At 64.4% G+C, this 17,243-nt stretch carries 16 protein-coding genes and 1 pseudogene; 13 read left to right on the top strand and 4 right to left on the bottom strand.

Annotation, left to right across the window (positions count from 1 at the left end; translation table 11 throughout):
• Positions 1-24 precede the first annotated feature (24 nt).
• Positions 25-813, bottom strand: a complete 789-nt coding sequence (locus tag ASPHE3_RS08340) for an IclR family transcriptional regulator (RefSeq protein ID WP_246084584.1) — start codon at positions 811-813, stop codon at positions 25-27.
• Between the two features lie 128 nt (positions 814-941).
• Here ASPHE3_RS08340 and ASPHE3_RS08335 point away from each other — a divergent pair, with 128 nt between their 5' ends.
• The 8 genes and pseudogenes from ASPHE3_RS08335 (at position 942) to ASPHE3_RS08300 (ending at position 10,404) form a co-directional block, all read left to right on the top strand.
• Positions 942-2,234 (top strand): MFS transporter, encoded by a 1,293-nt coding sequence (locus tag ASPHE3_RS08335; protein ID WP_013600777.1) that lies wholly within the window; start codon positions 942-944, stop codon positions 2,232-2,234.
• A gap of 38 nt (positions 2,235-2,272) precedes the next feature.
• A complete protein-coding gene (locus ASPHE3_RS08330) occupies positions 2,273-3,994 on the top strand; it encodes an FAD-dependent monooxygenase (RefSeq protein ID WP_013600776.1) in 1,722 nt (573 codons plus the stop codon).
• A 49-nt stretch (positions 3,995-4,043) separates the two neighbouring features.
• Entirely contained in the window at positions 4,044-4,901 is an 858-nt protein-coding gene (locus ASPHE3_RS08325; RefSeq protein WP_246084585.1) for a fumarylacetoacetate hydrolase family protein, read from the top strand.
• The gene (locus ASPHE3_RS08320) at positions 4,898-6,166 is read left to right on the top strand and encodes a DUF3500 domain-containing protein (protein WP_013600774.1); all 1,269 of its coding nucleotides are present in this window, start codon (positions 4,898-4,900) and stop codon (positions 6,164-6,166) included. Before ASPHE3_RS08325 ends, ASPHE3_RS08320 begins: the two co-directional genes overlap by 4 nt.
• On the top strand, positions 6,163-7,197 hold the full coding sequence (locus ASPHE3_RS08315; protein WP_254363002.1) for a CaiB/BaiF CoA transferase family protein: 1,035 nt from the start codon (positions 6,163-6,165) through the stop codon (positions 7,195-7,197). The genes ASPHE3_RS08320 and ASPHE3_RS08315 overlap by 4 nt, the downstream gene beginning before the upstream one ends.
• Positions 7,198-7,412: 215 nt before the next feature.
• Complete coding sequence (locus ASPHE3_RS08310; protein WP_013599339.1) at positions 7,413-8,615, top strand: IS110 family RNA-guided transposase; 1,203 nt, start codon at positions 7,413-7,415, stop codon at positions 8,613-8,615.
• Between the two features lie 15 nt (positions 8,616-8,630).
• A pseudogene (locus tag ASPHE3_RS08305) lies at positions 8,631-8,834 on the top strand (CoA transferase); the annotation flags it as partial.
• Between the two features lies 1 nt (position 8,835).
• Complete coding sequence (locus ASPHE3_RS08300) at positions 8,836-10,404, top strand: carboxyl transferase domain-containing protein (RefSeq protein WP_013600773.1); 1,569 nt, start codon at positions 8,836-8,838, stop codon at positions 10,402-10,404.
• 92 nt (positions 10,405-10,496) lie between these two features.
• Here the strand turns inward: ASPHE3_RS08300 and ASPHE3_RS22480 are convergent, their stop codons facing one another.
• Genes ASPHE3_RS22480 through ASPHE3_RS22470 form a run of 3 tightly spaced genes read right to left on the bottom strand, consistent with a single transcriptional unit; the run spans position 10,497 to position 11,469 of the window.
• Complete coding sequence (locus ASPHE3_RS22480) at positions 10,497-10,964, bottom strand: beta/alpha barrel domain-containing protein (protein WP_217259050.1); 468 nt, start codon at positions 10,962-10,964, stop codon at positions 10,497-10,499.
• A gap of 20 nt (positions 10,965-10,984) precedes the next feature.
• Positions 10,985-11,236: a beta/alpha barrel domain-containing protein gene (locus ASPHE3_RS22475; RefSeq protein ID WP_049786050.1), complete on the bottom strand. Its 252-nt coding sequence runs from the start codon at positions 11,234-11,236 to the stop codon at positions 10,985-10,987.
• Positions 11,237-11,250: 14 nt separating this feature from the next.
• A complete protein-coding gene (locus tag ASPHE3_RS22470) occupies positions 11,251-11,469 on the bottom strand; it encodes a hypothetical protein (protein WP_049786049.1) in 219 nt (72 codons plus the stop codon).
• A gap of 86 nt (positions 11,470-11,555) precedes the next feature.
• On the opposite strand from ASPHE3_RS22470, the gene ASPHE3_RS08290 reads away from it, so the two are divergent.
• The 5 genes from ASPHE3_RS08290 to ASPHE3_RS08270 all read left to right on the top strand — a co-directional run bounded on the left by ASPHE3_RS08290 (position 11,556) and on the right by ASPHE3_RS08270 (position 17,173).
• The gene (locus tag ASPHE3_RS08290) at positions 11,556-12,233 is read left to right on the top strand and encodes a DUF4956 domain-containing protein (RefSeq protein WP_013600772.1); all 678 of its coding nucleotides are present in this window, start codon (positions 11,556-11,558) and stop codon (positions 12,231-12,233) included.
• Positions 12,230-13,015: a polyphosphate polymerase domain-containing protein gene (locus ASPHE3_RS08285; protein WP_013600771.1), complete on the top strand. Its 786-nt coding sequence runs from the start codon at positions 12,230-12,232 to the stop codon at positions 13,013-13,015. Before ASPHE3_RS08290 ends, ASPHE3_RS08285 begins: the two co-directional genes overlap by 4 nt.
• 64 nt (positions 13,016-13,079) lie before the next feature.
• The gene (locus ASPHE3_RS08280) at positions 13,080-14,669 is read left to right on the top strand and encodes a carbohydrate-binding domain-containing protein (RefSeq protein WP_013600770.1); all 1,590 of its coding nucleotides are present in this window, start codon (positions 13,080-13,082) and stop codon (positions 14,667-14,669) included.
• A 231-nt stretch (positions 14,670-14,900) separates the two neighbouring features.
• Positions 14,901-15,641, top strand: coding sequence for a response regulator transcription factor (locus tag ASPHE3_RS08275; protein ID WP_013600769.1), 741 nt, complete (start codon positions 14,901-14,903; stop codon positions 15,639-15,641).
• Between the two features lie 5 nt (positions 15,642-15,646).
• Positions 15,647-17,173, top strand: a complete 1,527-nt coding sequence (locus tag ASPHE3_RS08270) for a sensor histidine kinase (RefSeq protein WP_013600768.1) — start codon at positions 15,647-15,649, stop codon at positions 17,171-17,173.
• Positions 17,174-17,243 lie beyond the last annotated feature (70 nt).

The following is a 17,243-nucleotide window of genomic DNA, read 5'->3' as shown; positions in this document are numbered from 1 at the left end:
GAGCTTACGGTGCGTCAAGCCCGATTACCGGTTAGTAGGTGTTTTGCGAGGAATGTGCCCGAGGCTGCGTGAGATGGCACGGGCGGATGCCCGGACTAGCGGTACGACCTGGTGGGTTTGGATAGAAGTCGCGGGGACCACGATGGAGAGTGCTGCGAGCACCTGTCCCGAAGCGCCGTATATCGGTGCTGCGACTGAAACCGTGTGGGAAGGACTTGAGCGTTCAACTATGGCCGCGCCTGCTTTGTTGATCTCGGCAAGGACTACGCGCAGGTGGGCAGGGCTGACGTCGTACCCAGAGCCATCGTCTTCGCTGTCCGCGAGTATCGTTTGCTGAAACTCCTGGTCGCTGTGGGCCAGGAGAACCTGGCCCACAGCTGTTGAGCGAAGGGGAAGTCGCCCGCCCACTCGATAGGCGACCTCGGCGGCAGCGTGGGAGGACAATCGATCCACGAGCACCGCAGATGAACCTTCCCGGACCGCCAAAAGCACATGGTGTCGGGTCACTTCGTAGAGATCTTCGAGGAAAGGAAGGGCGATCGCCCGCACTCCATGGCCCCTTGGTGAAAGAGATGCGATCTCCCAGAGCCGCACTCCGATGACATACCGCCCGTCCTCGAGGCGCTCCAGCGCACCCCACTCCGTAAGATGGCGTACGATCCGCAGGGCTGTCGCCGTGGACAGGCCGGCGAGCCGGGAGATCTCCGCGAGCCCGAGGGTGCGGCGTTCATCAGAAAATTGGGCCAGGACGTTTAGGGCGCGGCGGACCACAGGTTCCCCGGGCTCGCCGCTATGACCGGGCCTACCAGACACCTGGATCCCCTCCTCGTGTGTTCTCGACCACCAATATTAGTTCACTCAGTGAAATGCGCTCTCCCGCCGAATTCCGCGTTCGGCGAAGGTAGTTGAGTTCACAATGTCCCTCTGGATTGGAATCAAAGATGAACTCCACCAGGAAGCCAGTATTTTGGATCTTCTTTATTTGTTGGCTCGGTCTCGTTGCCGATGGCTATGACCTTTATGTTTACGGCGCAACGCTGCCCGGGATCATCGGTCCTTCGCCATTTGGAGTCACTACGGGTGCCGCGGGGGCTGTTGGCAGTTTCGCCCTCGTTGGCATGCTGCTTGGTTCTCTCGTGGTTGGTACACTCACTGACCGGCTCGGTCGCCGGCGGATTTTTATCTCCGCGCTGGCCCTCTTTTCCGTTGCGATGCTCGCCTGCTCGCTGGCGCCGTCCTGGGAGGTGTTTGCTGCGTTCCGCTTCGTGGCCTGCTTCGGAATCGGAGGGCTACTCCCAACTGCTGTTGCCCTCACCAACGAATTTGCTGCCCCTGGCCGCAAGTCGCTAACGCTGGGTTTCGTACTGACAGCCCCTGCCATCGGGACCGTCCTCGCTTCCCTCACGTCGTTGGCCTTGCTTGAGAGCAGCGGGTTCCGTCCGGTCTACGCCGTCGGCGCGGCCGGTTTGCTGCTGATACCGTTCGCATACCTCCGGCTCCCTGAGTCCCCCTCGTTCCTGCGGGCCCGTGGCCGCGAAGCTGAAGCCGCTCGTATCGAGGCGCACTATTCGCTCACACCCGCTTCAGAGGCCCCAGTGGGTAGCGCTGAACCGACCTCCCCTGTCCGTGCTCTCGTCTCTCGGCAGCTCCGCCGGCCGACTCTCACGTTCTGGGCCGTCACCTTTCTGAGCCTGCTGACAATCTTCGGCGTCAGCACCTGGCTTCCACAGATCATGCGTTCCGCTGGATATGGCATCGGCTCCTCGGTGTCCTTCCTGCTCGCTTACTCCGTAGGGGCAGTAATCGGCACTGTAGTCGGCTCGGGAGCAAGCCAGAAGTTCGGCCCTAAGCCGCTGGCAATCGCCGGATTCGTGAGCGCAGCCGTCGCGCTGCTTCTGCTGTCTCTGAATCCGCCCAGCGCGGTCGTCATGATCCTGACAGCAGTCGCAGGGTTCGGCGGCCTCGGTACACAGAACATGATCAATGACTACATCGCCCAGTACTATCCGGCGGCCGTGCGTGCTACCGGTCTGGGATGGGCGCTGGCCATTGGCCGCGTCGGCGCTATCGTCGGCCCGACCTACGGTGCCCTCCTCGTGAGCGGAGGCGGCGGAGTCCCCGTTGCAGCAGCCGCTTTCGCGGTCCCCGCCGTCATCGGCGCTGCGTTCATGTTCACCCTGCCTTCCAAGACCCGCACCCAGTCGCCGACGCCTGCCGCTCAGCCGGTCGCCTGACCAATTTCTGAGTGTCTTCACATACACGAGAGCAAACCATGTCCCATATTTCATCCCCGCAGTCCCTGGGCGTTCTGCCCGGCACTGTTCCAGTCCTGATAGCCGGGGGTGGTCCGAGCGGCCTCTTCCTTGCACTTGACCTCGCTCATCGCGGTATCCAGAGCCTCGTGATCGAGCCCCGGATGTCTGTCGACCCCTACCGGCCCCGCGCGAAGACCACCAACGCGCGCACGATGACACACCTGCGCCGCCTCGGACTGGCAGATCGGCTTCGCGAGGCCGCACCGCTTCCCGTTCAGTACAGTCAGGACGTCATCTTCTGTTCGAGCCTCACAGGCCATGAGGTCGCCCGTTTCAAGAACGCCTTCCAGCTCGAGCTCGGCAACTACGGCCCGCAACCCGAGTGCGGTCAGCAGGTCCCCCAACCCGTCCTTGAGAATCTGCTTCGCGAGGCAGCCGCTGAATCAAACCTCATCACCCTGTACACCGGAGCCCGCGTCGACCGCGTCATCCCTCGTGGAGGCTTGGACGGCAGCCACATCGTTGAAATTTCAGACACTTCAGGGGGTTCCAGGAGCCTGGCTGCCAATTTCGTCATCGGAGCCGACGGAGGAACATCCATTGTGCGTAAATCTCTCGGGATCCAACTGCAGGGCTCCTCGGCAGCACGGTCAAACCACAGCGTACTCTTTCGTTCGCAGCACCTGGAGCGAACGGCAACACTGGGCCCTGCGGTCCAGTACTGGATTATGGATCCGCAGTCCCCCGGCATGATCGGCCAAGCGGATCTGCACGGCACCTGGTGGGCCATTTTCCAGGGCGTCGATCGCAGCGGGGCGAACACCGACCCTGCGGCGTCCATCCGAGCAATGGCCGGCACCGACATTGACGTCGAAATCATCGCCGAGGATCCGTGGACGGCCCGCATGTTGCTTGCCGAGCGATACGCCGAAGGTGGCATCTTCCTCGTCGGGGACGCCGCACACCTCAATCCGCCGTGGGGCGGTCACGGCTTCAACACGTGCGTCGGGGACGCAGCGAACCTGGCGTGGAAGCTGGCAGGCGTCCTACAGGGGTGGGCTGACCCAAAGCTGCTGGACAGCTACGAATCCGAACGACGCCCCGTTGCGGCACGGACTATCCAGGACGCGGCGTCCAACGGTAAGTCCCTCGCCTACGACTTCGCTGATTCAGCCCTCGCCGGGGACGGCCCGGAAGGTGAGGAGGCCCGCGCCAGGGCAAGCAGGGAACTCACTATCAAACGCAGCGAGTTCCACTCCCTCGGCCTCGTGCTCGGCTACACCTATGTCGGTTCCCAAATCGTCACACCTGACGGCTCCCAGCCACCAACCGAGGATCCCGTCGTCTATGAACCATCGACAACACCGGGTTGCCTCCTTCCCCACGCCTGGCTTGACGCCACGACATCCCTTTATGACGTACTCGACGACCGGGGCTTCACGCTGCTCGTGCCAGCCAACGGTGCCGAGCGGTTCGCCGGCCTCCTTGAGGAGCTGGCCTTATCCGGTATCCCGATCACGCTCCGGGTGTTGGAGGGAACGTGGCCGGTCGAACTGGGCGGACCGACGGCAATCCTGGTGCGCCCCGACCAGCACATCGCATGGCGGGGCGACAATCCACAGGCTGCCGCGGCCGCACTGCACACTTCCACTGGCTCAATAAACCATGTGTCTGTGCCCAGTGGTGATGCTTCCCCACCTGCGTCAGCCAGCTCCATCCGCGCCGGCGCAGCCCTCTAAGACACCCTTCCAACCACAACGGAACGAGAAGAACTTGAAACTCATCGGAGTGAAAACACCTACACACGCGGGCGTCCACCTGGCCGTCCTGGACAGGGAATCCAATAAGCTGCATGTCCTGGCGAGTGTCCAGGAGTTTTGGGCTGATCCCTACGGTGCCCTTACAGACGGTTCATCCCCCAACGAGGCCCCCCTCGATATGGAGGACGTTGAAGTCGTGCCACCTGTCCTGCCCGACGCCCGCGTGATCTGCATCGGCCTCAATTACCGGGCGCATGCCGCCGAGGGAACCTATAAAAATGAGGCCCTTCCGCCCCATCCCACGCTGTTCGCGCGCTGGACCCAGTCCCTCAGCGTTGGCGGACGCCCTGCACCCGTCCCTTCCAATGAAGATGGCCTGGACTGGGAAGGCGAAATCGCTGCATACGTGGGCCAGACACTTATTGATGCTGATGCCGAGACCGCGCGAAGCGCCGTTTTGGGGTACTCCGTATTCAACGACCTGACTTCTCGGCGGGCACAGAAACTGACTTCACAGTGGATCCTTGGGAAAAATGGCGACGCCAGCGGACCACTTGGTCCGCTCGTTACGGCAAACGAGGTGGGCGACCTGCGCGATGGACTGCGGGTCCAGACCCGTGTCAACGGCATCGTGGTGCAGGACGGAAACTGCCGTGACATGATCTACGAGCTCGGAGAAACACTTTCCCATATTTCTCATACGTTCACTCTCCGCCCCGGCGACATCATCTGCACCGGTACGCCCGAAGGCGTCGGATACGCACGAAACCCTCAGTGGCTCCTCCAACCCGGTGACACCGTCGAGGTCGAGATCGATAAACTCGGCGTCCTGACTACACCGATCGTTGGAAACGAAACCCGCCATACCGCAGGGAACGCTTCATGAGTGTGGATACGACCGCGGACTTCCGCCGCCACTTTTATGCACCGGACGATCCCCGGATCTCAGGTCTCAAGGGCCTTGACGCCCGCGGATACCGGGAGGCAGCAAAGGCGGATGCCTTCACCGGTGAGCTCATCCGGGGTTGGGAACCGCTCTACTTCCAGCCCTTTCGAGGAGTGACGAACAACGGGTCACTCAGGGAAGGCCTCTACAGGCTCCAGCCGGCCAGGACAGGTGAAGAGGCACCAGTCGCTGCGATGACGGCCGCGGGCCACGAGATGCTCGCCTATCTAAGCCCGGAGCAGCGGGAAAAGCTCTCCTATTCACCAGACGCGGTGGAATGGCAAACCTGGGCCAACCCGGAGTTCATGCAACACGACACTGGCCTGCGCCTCGAGGAACAAGACGAACGGACGCGCCAGCTTGTACTCGCTTTGGTGGAGGCGAGCCTGAGCCCGCGCGGCTACGAACTTGTTCGCGCCCTCATGCGGATCAACGGCTTCCTCGGCGAAGAGGTCGGCCTGCCCGCCCTCATGAACGAATACAGCTATAACATCGCTCTCTACGGGCAACCATCTCTCAGCGAACCCTGGGGATGGCAGCTGTTCGGTCATCACGTAGCACTGAACTGCCTTGTGGTGGGGACCCAAATGGTAATCACTCCGATTTTCTTCGGGGCAGAACCAAATGGCATCGACCATGGCCCTTTCGCGGGCACCTACGTTTTCACTGAAAGGATCGCCCTGGCGCGCCGTTTGATGGAGACGCTTCCCGCCCCCCAGCGCGCCGAGGCCCAGATCTACGAGCACATGGTGGACCCGACGATGCCGGAAGGCAGAATCCACCCCGGAGATGAGCGCCACCTCGCCGGTGCCTTCCAGGACAACCGGGTCATCCCCTACGAGGGAATCAGGGTACGGGACATGAACGAACAGGCACGGCGACTGGTCGATGCCATCATCGCGGACTTCACTGCATACCTTCCGGATGGCCCCGCGGCGGCGCGCCGCCGCGAGATAGCCAGTCACTACGACGAGACCTGGTTTTCGTGGATCGGCGGCTACGGCCCTGCGGACCCCTTCTACTACCGGCTACAGAGCCCCGTGCTGGTGCTGGAACTCGACCACCACTGTGGAGTGTTTCTCAACAACAAGGAGCCTGCCCCGTTCCACATCCACACCCTAATGCGCACCCCAAACGGCAACGACTACGGACGGGAGCTGCTCCGTCAGCACCAGACCGCATATTCGACAGGAACCGGTACATGAACATAGCAGACCATCCCGAAGGCCCCCTTGCCGGGCATACGGTTATTGATCTGAGCCGTGCCCTGGCCGGCCCGCACGCCGGCATGATGCTCGCGGACCTCGGCGCCCGTGTCATCAAGGTGGAAAACCCGGGAACCGGGGACGACACCCGCGGCTGGGGCCCACCCTTCGTCGGCCCCGAGGACGACCTCCAGTCCACCTACTTCATGTCCTGCAACCGCAACAAGGAGTCCATCGCGCTGGACTTGAAGAGCGCCGACGGGCAGACCGTCCTGCGCGGACTGCTGGAGCGGGCCGACGTCCTGATTGAAAATTTCCGCCCCGGCGTGATGGACCGGTTGGGCTTCTCCGCCGCGGCGATGCACGGTATCAACCCGCGCCTGATCATCCTCTCCATCACCGGGTTCGGCCACGACGGACCCGAGTCCCGGCGCAGCGGCTACGACCAGATCCTCCAGGGCGAGGCCGGCCTGATGTCCCTCACCGGTTCCGGCCCGGACGACCCCCAGCGCGTAGGCGTCCCCATCGCCGACCTGCTCGCCGGCATGAACGGCGCCACCGGAGTACTCGCAGCCCTCGTGGAACGGGACAAGACCGGCCGCGGCAAGGTGGTCCGCACATCGCTGCTGGCATCGCTGATCGGGGTCCATGCCTTCCAGGGCACCAGGACCACCGTTGCCGGTGAAGTTCCGCAGGCGCAGGGCAACCACCACCCCTCCATCGCCCCGTACGGTCTGTTCAACTGCAAGGACGGCAGTATCCAGATCAGCGTCGGTAGCGAAAAGCTCTGGGCCTCCTTCGCCGCCGCCTTCGGCCTGGACCCTGCCGCCCCCGGCTTCGCCAGCAACGCCGAAAGGGTGCGGAACCGTGCCGAGGTGATCGCCGCCGTCGAACACGTATTTGCCGGCTACGGCGCCGCTGAGCTGCTGGAAAAGCTGAACGACGCCGGGATCCCGGCCGGGAAGGTCCGCTCCCTGGACGAGGTGTACGCGTGGGAGCAGGTCGCCTCCTTACGATTTTGTTGTGGGTGATTTCGGAGCTGTCGTAGTGTTTCGATCACCCTCGGGTGGCGGGTATGGCCTAGGTCGCCCTGCCGCTTGGATGGCTCACTGGGAATGGCCGCCCGCTGCCCGCCGATGACTCGACCGCTGATTGAGAATTACGACATTGATCGTTGGGTAAGGACGTGCCGGCGTAGTTATCGACAGGGCCAACCGAAATTGGAGCTGATCGAAGGAGACTGAACATGCCGGCATTCTGGGTAGGAATCGACTCAGGCAAAAGAGCACATCATTGCGTCGTGATCGATCAGACGGGGACCGTGCTGCTCTCGAAACGGGTCGAGAACGACGAAAACGCAGTGCTCGAACTCATAGCCACGATCGCGGAGATCGCGGCCGGGGGCGAAGTCTGCTGGGCCACGGATCTGAATTCCGGCGGAGCGGCCCTGTTGATCGAGTTGTTGGCCGCGCACGCCCAGCAACTGCTCTATATACCTGGACGGATCGTGCATCACGCTGCGGAGACCTACCGCGGAGATGGCAAGACCGACGCGAAAGATGCCAGGATCATCGCTGACCAGGCACGGATGCGCACGGACCTCCAACCAGTCCGCCGCACGGACCAGATCAGCGTTGACCTGCGGCTCCTCACCGCCCGCCGTACGGATCTGATCTGCGACCGTGTCCGGGCGATCAACAGGCTCCGCGCCACCTTGCTGGAATATTTCCCGGCTCTCGAGCGTGCGTTCGACTACTCCAAACAGGCGCCCCTGGTCCTCCTGGGCGGCTACCAGACACCCGAGGGCATCCGGCGGATCGGACTAGCTCGGCTCACCGGTTGGCTGAGGAAACGCGGCTGCCGCAATAGTGCCAAGATGGCAGAGAAGGCACTGATAGCCGCAAACTCCCAGCACACCGTACTGCCAACTCAGACCACAGGCTCTGCCCTGGTCGTCCGGCTGGCCGGGCAAATCAGCACTCTCGATGCGGAGATCGCCGGCATCGATGCCCAGATCACGGACCTGTTCGGGAAGCACGACAGCGCCGATGTTTTGCTCACCATGCCGGGCTTCGGCCCCGTACTCGCAGCTACTTTTCTCGCGAACATCGGCGGCAACCTGGACGCGTTTGACTCAGTCGACCGGCTCGCCAGCGTCGCGGGGCTGGCTCCCGTCCCGCGCGATTCCGGACGAATCAGCGGGAACCTGCACCGACCACGTCGCTTTAACCGCAGGCTCCTGCGGACCTGTTACCTCGCCGCCCTCTCCAGCTTGAAGAACAGCGCGGCCTCAAGAACCTATTACGACCGGAAGCGCGGAGAAGGAAAGTCGCATAAACAGGCCCTCATCGCCCTCGCCAGACGTCGCATCAACGTCCTCTGGGCGATGCTCCGTGACCACACCATCTACCAGGAACCAATGCCACGCATCACCGCTCAGGCGGCTTGACAGAAACATTGAGATTCCCAAGGCCTCGTCGTGAATGTGGAGCACCCGCTGCTCGGCAAGGTCAGCCTGCCCGGCCCGCCGCTACGCTTCTTCGCGCCCGGCGGCACCGCCGAAACGACCATCACCGAGCACGCGGCCCCGCCCCTGCTGGACGCCGACGCCGGGCCCATCCGGGAATGGCTCGGCCTTGTCCCCGCCGACCCCGCGGGAGTGCATTAGCATGCCGACAACGGAAAAAGTCCGCCACCTCAGCGCCGCCGAGCTGCTGGACACCGTGGTGGATGAAGGGTCGTTCGTCTCCTGGGATGCCGAACCTCAGCAGCCCGCGTTGACTGACGACTACGCAAACGACCTCACTAAGGCCCGTGAGCGCAGCGGCGCCGACGAATCCGTGCTCACCGGTGCCGGACTAATCCGCGGCCGCCGGGTGGCGCTGATCGTCAGCGAGTTCAACTTCCTGGCCGGATCAATCGGCCACGCCGCGGCGGAACGGATCGTCGCTGCGGTGGAACGGGCCACGGCCGAAGGCCTGCCCTTGCTGGCCGGCACTGCCTCAGGCGGGACCCGAATGCAGGAAGGAACCCTGGCCTTCCTGTCCATGGTCAGAATCACCGCGGCCGTGCGGGCACATCGCCAGGCCGGGCTGCCTTACCTGGTCTACCTGCGACACCCAACCACCGGTGGCGTGATGGCCTCCTGGGGATCCCTCGGGCATATTAACGTCGCCGAACCCGGCTCCCTGCTCGGCTTCCTGGGCCCGCGCGTTTACGAGGCGCTGCACGGAGAAGCCTTCCCGGACAACGTACAGGTCGCCGAGAACCTGTTCAACAAAGGACTCATCGACGGCGTCGTGGAGCCCGGAGAGCTCGCCGGGTTGGTGGGCCGGGCGCTGGAAATCCTTATGCCTCCGCGGGCTTCCGGCTCCATGGGATGGCCGCAGGCGCCGGCCACCTTGACCGTCCGACCCGCCGACGTGGATGCGTGGACCTCAATAAAAATCTCCCGCCAGCCCCGTCGCCCCGGCCTCCGCCAGCTCCTCAGATACGGCGCCACAGATGCCCTCCCGCTGAACGGCACCGGGCAGGGCGAAAAAGACCCAGGCCTGCTGCTGGCCCTGGCCCGCTTCGGAACCCAGTCCTGCATCGTCCTCGGACACGCCCGTCCCCTGCGGAAGGCCGCCGCGGGAATGGGTCCCGGCTCCCTGCGCGAGGAACGCCGCGGTGCCAAACTCGCCGAGGAACTGCGGCTGCCGCTGCTCACCGTCATCGACACCGCCGGCGCAGCCCTCTCCCAGGAAGCAGAAGAAGGCGGTCTCGCCGGCGAAATCGCCCGCTCCCTGCACGACCTGATCGGCCTGCAATCACCATCGGTCTCCGTCCTGCTCGGACAAGGCGCCGGCGGAGGTGCGCTGGCGCTACTGCCAGCCGACAGGACCATCGCCGCCCAGCACAGCTGGCTCTCTCCGCTGCCACCCGAAGGCGCCAGCGCCATCGTCCACCGCACCACCGCCTACGCCCCCGCCATGGCACAGGCGCAAGGCGTCAACGTAGCAGCACTATACGCAAACGGGCTGGTGGACCACATCGTCGATGAACGGAACGACGCCTCACTGGAGCCCCGGGAATTCTGCTCACGCATGGCGCACGCCATCGAATACGAACTCGCCTCAGTAGCCGCAGTTCCCGTCTCCCAACTGGTCGCCTCGCGGGCCCGCAAATACCGCAACCTCGGAAGAACGATCCTGCGAGGACCAGTACCTGTCGTCCGGCTGCAGCACACCCCAACCTGACAAATGCCATGCCTGATCTTCGGCGGGAAGCCGTCCCACCGCCCACACCGCGGGGGCGGCCCTTATGGAGCCAGATGTTCAGGCTGGAAGTATCAGCCGGTCATGGCCTGGGCGATACGTGAGGGCGGGCGGTTCAAGAAGTCAGTCATGGTTTGACCCGCCCGCACCACTGCTTCCAGGTCAACACCAGTATTGATCCCCAGGCCGTGAAGTAGCCACAGGAGTTCTTCCATCGCAAGGTTGCCGGTGGCGCTTCCGGCGAACGGGCATCCACCGATGCCGCCGGTGGATGCATCGAAGTAGGTAACCCCGGATTGGATTCCGGCAAGGACATTGCTGAGCGCTTGCCCGTAGGTGTCATGGAAGTGCAGGGCAAGGCGTTCCAGCGGCACGCCGCCTTGCACGTGCTCCTCTACCAAGGCTTTTACGTGCCCGGCGGTGGCGACGCCAATGGTATCGCCGAGGCTGATTTCGTAACAGCCCGCGTCCAGCAATTGACGGGAAACTTCGGCCACTGCACTTGTCCCGACTGGTCCTTCCCAAGGGTCCCCGAAGCACATGGACACGTAACCCCGTGCTGTCATGCCGTTTTTGATCGCTTCAGTAACGACTTCGCCGCCGTCTCACACGCTGAGGCACGGCTCATGTTGAGGTTCTTCCGGGCGAACGCCTCTGTGGCGCTGACAAAGACCGCTACGGACTTCACTCCGCTCTCCCTGGCCCGTTCAAGTCCGCGCATATTGGGGACCAGAACGGGATGCCTGGTGAGGTCGTCAAGTTCCGTGAGCACCTCCGCCGCGTCGGAAAGTTGGGGCACCCACCTGGGCGACACAAAGCTGGTCGCTTCTACAACAGGCAGGCCAGCCTTAACAAGCTCTTTGATGAAACTTCGGCCTGATCTGGGCCCTCGAAGCCGCCGGCCTGCCGGCACTGCCGGCCAAGATCCTGGCCGAAACCGTCCTGCTGGCCGCAAGCTTCGCGGTGCAGCAGCGGTGGCTTTTCGAGCGAAATCCAGCCCGTGAAGCGACCGCCAGCACATCGAATGAAGTACCGGTCCGCACTCATACATCCGGCTAGGTTCCGTCACAGCACCTGCACAGCTTGGGCCCGGAAAGTAAAAACCAGCCCATATAAACACCCCGGAGAATCCCATGAACCCAGTAATCTTCATCCTTGCCGACCTCGCGGCCATCAGCCTCCTGACCTTCGCCCTGTACCTCCGGCGCCACCGCCGCCGCGACCTAGTGGTCTCGTACCTGGGCATGAACGTCGGCGTCCTGGCTGTCGCCACCGCGCTATCAGGATCAGCCGCCGGGCTCGGCCTGGGACTCGGGCTCTTCGGCGTCCTGTCCATCATCAGGCTCCGCTCCACCGAGCTGGCCCAGCACGAGGTCGCCTACTACTTCTCCGCCCTGGCCCTGGGCCTGATCGCAGGCCTGGGCATCGAACCCCTCTGGCTGACCGTTTCACTGATGGCCCTGATCCTGCTGGTCATGTTCGTGGGAGACCACCCCCGCGTCCTGCCGGCCCACCGCCACCAGACCGTAGTCCTGGACCGCGCCATCGCCGAAGACGGCGAACTCCACGCCCGGCTCGAGGAAGTCCTGCACGGCAAGGTCCACTCTGCCACCGTCCAGGAGCTCGACCTGGTCAACGACAAAACCATCGTCGACGTCCGGTACGCCTACTCCCCCAGCGTCTTCACGGCCCCCGCCGGCATCCCGGCCATCACGACTACGGCGCCTCACCATTCGGACAACCCGTCCGTAGAGCCGGGCACCACGGCTCCCGCCTACTCCCACGGCACAGCCCGGGCAGGTGCCGCATGAGCACCACCGGAACGGACGTCAGCGGCGCTCTTCGTTCCCTCCCCCCGGTAGGGCTGGAAGAACTCAACAGCGAAGCCGCGCTCCAGACCCGCGTAGACCGCAAATACGTGGTTCCCGCAGGGCTCGCCCGCCACCTGCTGGGCACGCTACAGGCCGATGTTCGAGTACTGGAAATGGGCGGCTCCCGCAGCTTCGCCTACGATTCCGTCTACTTTGACACCCCAAACCTCGACAGCTACATGCTCGCAGCCCGTGGCCGCCGGCGCCGCTACAAAATCCGTACCAGGACCTACGTCGACAGCGCGGTGAGCTTCCTGGAGGTCAAAACCGAAGGCGCCCGCGATGCAACCGTCAAAGAGCGCATCCCGTACCACCTTCAAGACCGCGCCCGGCTCACCCCTGAGGGCCTGGACTACGTCCGTGAAACACTCACTGCCTCAGTGGGTGCCATGCCGTCCGGCCGTCTCGGGCCAGTGCTGGAAACCCGTTACAACCGAACCACGCTGTACCTGCCGGAATCTGGAAGCCGGGCAACGATCGATACCGGCGTGACCTGGCAACGCCCCGCCCACTCCGCTTGGGTCCTGGAAGACGCCGTCATCCTCGAGACCAAATCCGGCTCCACTGCCGGCCCGCTCGATCGACACCTCTGGGCCCACGGCATCAGGCCCTCCCGGATCTCCAAGTTCGCCACCGGGATGGCCGCCCTTTGCCCGGACCTTCCCGCCAACCGCTGGAACCGCACGCTAACCCGCGACCTGTCCCTCCGCCCCACCGCTTAGCCCCCCGACTGGGCTTCCCCCGCCCCTCTTCAAGCCTCACCCAAGACTTCCCAAAGGACCCACCATGAAAAACCTCCGCACCCACCTCTCCGTCGCCGCCCTCGCCGTCACCATCGGCCTGGCCGGCTGCTCGGCAGCAAGTAACTCCCCCACCGGCGTCTCGGCCATCAGCGGCACCGGCACCTCCTCTGCCACCACCTCCGGCACCACGCAGGCCGTCTCCTTGGACACTCTGGCCGCCGACACCCACTACGACGCCGACGACCTCGCCTGGGACGCCGCCGCCGAAGTAGCCCTGACCCTCGCCGATGGCGCCAGCAGCGTGACAACCGGCCCGTCAGACTCCATAAACGTCGTCGACGGCGACACCGTCACGATCACCGCGGCCGGCACCTACCGCCTCAGCGGCTCACTCTCCGACGGGCAGATCGTGGTGGCAGCCGGCGAAGAAGATGTGGTCCGCATCATCCTTGACGGAGCGGACATCACCAGCACCACCGGCTCCCCATTTGTAGTGCAGAGCGCCAACGAAGCCATCCTCTACCTCGAGGACGGGACCTCCAACAGCCTCAGCGACGCCGCCACGTACGCGGACCAGGGAACGGACGCGCCGAACGCCGCGCTGTATTCCATGGCGGACCTCACCGTCGCCGGCACCGGTTCCCTGGCCGTTGACGGCAACTACAACGACGGCATCTCCTCAAAGGACGGCCTGGTCCTGGCGGCCGGCAACGTGACCGTGGACGCAGCGGACGATGGCATCGTGGGCAAGGACTACGCAGTCCTGCTCGACGGCGCCTACCAGGTGTCCGCCGCCGGAGACGGTTTCAAGTCTGACAACGAGGAAGACGAGGGCCGCGGCTGGGTCCTGCTCAACGGCGGCACCCTCAACGTCAGCGCCGGCGACGACGGCATCAAGGCCTTCAACACCCTCACCATCGCAGCCGGCACCACCACCGTGGAGGAATCCGAAGAAGCCCTGGAAGCCCAGCACATCGTGATGCAGGGTGGCACCGCCACCGTCACGTCCAACGACGATGGCGTGAACGCCTCAGGCGGCAGCAGCTCCTCCGGCACCTCCGCCCAAGGCGGGATGGGCGGCGGTGAAATGGCCGTTGGTGACTTCACCGTGGACGTCAGCGGCGGCCTGCTGACCATCAACTCCCAGGGCGACGGCCTGGACTCCAACGGCAACGCAAGCATCTCCGGCGGCACCGTCGTCGTCAACGGCCCCACCAGCAACGGCAACGGCGCCCTCGACGTCAACGGAGAACTCGCCGTGACCGGCGGAATCCTGGCGGCGGCAGGAAGCGCCGGCATGGTGGTCACCCCCGGCACCTCCTCCACACAGTCAGGTGTCCAGGTGACACTGGGATCATCAGTCGCGGCGGGAACCGTGGTCCAGGTCGCCGACTCCTCCGACACGGTGGTTGCGGCATTCGTCACCACCAAGGCAACCGCATCGCTGGTCTTCTCCTCCGCCGCCATCACCGAGGGACAGGAATACACCATCTACACCGGCGGCACCGCAACCGTGAGCGCGGGCATCGGCGAAGGGTCCCTGGACGGCGCCACAAAGCAGGGCACAGTCACGGCCGGCGAGTACACCGCAGCCCAGGGCCCCGGCGGCGGTGGCGGTGGGCCGCGCCGCTAACCTCAGGCGCACCCTTTTGCACGACGCTGCCGTACCTTCCCTTGGCCGATCCGGCTATAGAGGCGCCGTCGTTCATGTCCAGCAGGGCGCCGCCGGGAGCAACAATCCTCCTGCGCGCTGCCCAGACCTGTCAGGCCGTCCGTCCCGGCGGCACCAACTGGCTAAGCTATTCACAGCCTGAACACAGGAACGCCATAGCCGGACTTATAGGATCGATCGGAGAGTTGTTTCATGGCCACTTCGCACTCCATGACCAACAACCTCCCTCAGCTCTCCCACCCGGACGGGTCCCCTATCCGTGCACTGGTGGTCGACGACGAGCCAAGCCTTTCCGAGCTGATGAGCATGGGCCTGCGCATGGCCGGCTGGTCCGTCGCTGTCGCGGCTGACGGGCCGGAGGCGGTGAAGCTTGCAAAAGACTTCCGCCCTGATGTGCTGGTGCTGGACGTGATGCTTCCCGGGTTCGACGGCGTTGAGCTGTTGGGGAGGATCCGGGCCTTCGCCCCGGAGGTGCCAGCATTGTTCCTCACCGCCAAGGACGCCATCCAGGACCGGATCGTGGGACTGGCCGCAGGCGGGGACGACTACGTCACCAAGCCTTTCAGCATGGAAGAAGTCCTGCTCAGGCTCCATCGCCTGGTGCAGCGTTCCGGTGTTGCCGCGATGGACACCGCCGAGCTGGTGGTCGGCGACCTTGTCCTCAACGTCGACACCCGGGAGGTCACTCGGGCGGGTCAGGACGTCCAGCTCACGGCCACCCAGTTCGAGCTCCTCCGCTACCTGATGGAGAACCCCAAGCGGGTGATCAGCAAGGCACAAATCCTGGACCGGGTGTGGAACTACGACTTCGGCGGCCAGGCCAATATCGTGGAGCTCTACATCTCCTACCTGCGCAAGAAGATCGACGCCGTCCACCCGCCCATGATCCACACCGTGCGCGGCGCCGGGTACGTCATCAAGCCGGCAGAGTAGCCTCCATGGCCTCCCCCGAAGTTCCACACCCCCATCGCCGGAGCTGGCTCAAACCCGACACCTGGCACCTCCGCACCCGGCTGATCCTCCTGGCCATGACCCTGCTGATCGCCATCTGCGGCGCCGTGGGCGTCGTCAGCTACGCGTCCATGGACGCCTTCCTCACCCGCCAGCTCGATGACCAGCTCAGCCAGGCCGCTGAACGCTCGAACGATCCCGGCCGTCCCCCGGCGGGTGGCTTCAACGGACGCGACCCGCTGGACGCGCGCGGGCAGAGCGTGGGCACCCTGAACGCACGCATTGTGGACGGCCAGGTCAACAGCGCCGGTTTCCTTGCCCCGGACACCACACGGTCCCCGCTTTCCACCGAAGACAAGGAAACACTGCTCGCGCTCAGCAGTGACGGGCAGCCGGTCGACCGCGCCCTCTCCAACGGCAACTACCGGCTGGTGGCGGTGAAAACCAATTTTGGTGATGTCCTGGTAACCGGGCTCCCCCTCGCCGGCAAGGAAAGCACCCTCACGTCCCTGGTGTGGACCTTCGTGCTAGTCTCCCTGGGCGGCCTGCTGCTGGTTGGCTTCGTGGGAACCGTCCTGATCCGGCGCACCATGAAGCCCCTGGAACAGCTCTCCGAAGTGGCCACCCGCGTCTCCCGGCTGCCGCTGGATGCCGGTGAGGTAGCCCTGGCGGTGCGCGTGCCGCCGTCGAACTCCAATCCGGGAACGGAAGTGGGCAGCGTTGGCCATGCGCTGAACCTCATGCTGGACAACGTAGCCAGTGCACTGCAGGCACGGCAAAAGAGCGAAACCAAGGTGCGGCAGTTCGTGGCGGATGCATCGCACGAGCTTCGGACCCCGCTGACCGCCATCCGCGGCTACACCGAGCTGATGAGGATGACGGAGGACTTCACTCCGGACGGCGAGAAGTCTCTGGCAAGGGTGCAGAGCCAGTCCGAACGCATGACCGCGCTGGTGGAAGACCTGCTGCTGCTCGCCCGCCTGGACGAAGGGCAACCGCTGAAACTCAGCGAAGTAGACCTCACGCAGCTGGTGGTGGAGAGCGTTAGCGACGAGAAAGTAATGGCCCCCGGACACAGCTGGCGTCTTGAGCTGCCCGATGAGCCGGTGGTAGTCGACGGCGACGCCTCGCAGCTGCGCCAAGTGCTGATGAACCTGCTCTCCAACGCCCGCAAACACACGCCGCCGGGCACCACAGTGGTGACCAGTGTCAGCCGCTCGCCCGAGGGTGCGGCGATGGTGACGGTAACGGACGACGGCGGCGGCATCCCTGCCGAGTTCGTGGACCACGTCTTTTCACGTTTTGCCCGCGCAGACGCGGCCCGAAAGGGCTCAGGAGACCAGACGGGCGCATCAGCGGCCGAAGGCACCAGCGGACTGGGCCTGTCCATCGTCCAATCCATCGTTGAAGCCCATGGCGGACGGGTAACAGTAACGTCACAACCGGGACGGACACAGTTCGCCTTGCAGCTGCCTCTCCCGCGCACCAAGCAGGGCGACTTACAGCAGGCGTAATTCCTGCTTTCTTAAATAACACTGGACGTGATTTGGCAGTACAAAGCGCGGGGCGCGACTCCCGCGGGCA

The sequence above is a fragment of the Pseudarthrobacter phenanthrenivorans Sphe3 genome (assembly GCF_000189535.1).
Taxonomy (GTDB): domain Bacteria; phylum Actinomycetota; class Actinomycetes; order Actinomycetales; family Micrococcaceae; genus Arthrobacter; species Arthrobacter phenanthrenivorans.
Note: the sequence above shows the minus strand (reverse complement) of the source record. Positions and strands in the feature narration are given on the sequence as shown.

Excerpts from the sequence above, each read along its gene's own strand:
- ASPHE3_RS08280 (WP_013600770.1), top strand. The coding sequence starts at position 13,080 with ATGAAAAACCTCCGCACCCACCTCTCCGTCGCCGCCCTCGCCGTCACC.
- ASPHE3_RS08320 (WP_013600774.1), top strand. The coding sequence starts at position 4,898 with ATGAGTGTGGATACGACCGCGGACTTCCGCCGCCACTTTTATGCACCG.
- ASPHE3_RS08275 (WP_013600769.1), top strand. The coding sequence starts at position 14,901 with ATGGCCACTTCGCACTCCATGACCAACAACCTCCCTCAGCTCTCCCAC.
- ASPHE3_RS08310 (WP_013599339.1), top strand. The coding sequence starts at position 7,413 with ATGCCGGCATTCTGGGTAGGAATCGACTCAGGCAAAAGAGCACATCAT.
- ASPHE3_RS08315 (WP_254363002.1), top strand. The coding sequence starts at position 6,163 with ATGAACATAGCAGACCATCCCGAAGGCCCCCTTGCCGGGCATACGGTT.
- ASPHE3_RS22470 (WP_049786049.1), bottom strand. The coding sequence starts at position 11,469 with ATGAGTGCGGACCGGTACTTCATTCGATGTGCTGGCGGTCGCTTCACG.
- ASPHE3_RS08285 (WP_013600771.1), top strand. The coding sequence starts at position 12,230 with ATGAGCACCACCGGAACGGACGTCAGCGGCGCTCTTCGTTCCCTCCCC.
- ASPHE3_RS08300 (WP_013600773.1), top strand. The coding sequence starts at position 8,836 with ATGCCGACAACGGAAAAAGTCCGCCACCTCAGCGCCGCCGAGCTGCTG.
- ASPHE3_RS22480 (WP_217259050.1), bottom strand. The coding sequence starts at position 10,964 with ATGTGCTTCGGGGACCCTTGGGAAGGACCAGTCGGGACAAGTGCAGTG.
- ASPHE3_RS08335 (WP_013600777.1), top strand. The coding sequence starts at position 942 with ATGAACTCCACCAGGAAGCCAGTATTTTGGATCTTCTTTATTTGTTGG.
- ASPHE3_RS08270 (WP_013600768.1), top strand. The coding sequence starts at position 15,647 with ATGGCCTCCCCCGAAGTTCCACACCCCCATCGCCGGAGCTGGCTCAAA.
- ASPHE3_RS08290 (WP_013600772.1), top strand. The coding sequence starts at position 11,556 with ATGAACCCAGTAATCTTCATCCTTGCCGACCTCGCGGCCATCAGCCTC.
- ASPHE3_RS08330 (WP_013600776.1), top strand. The coding sequence starts at position 2,273 with ATGTCCCATATTTCATCCCCGCAGTCCCTGGGCGTTCTGCCCGGCACT.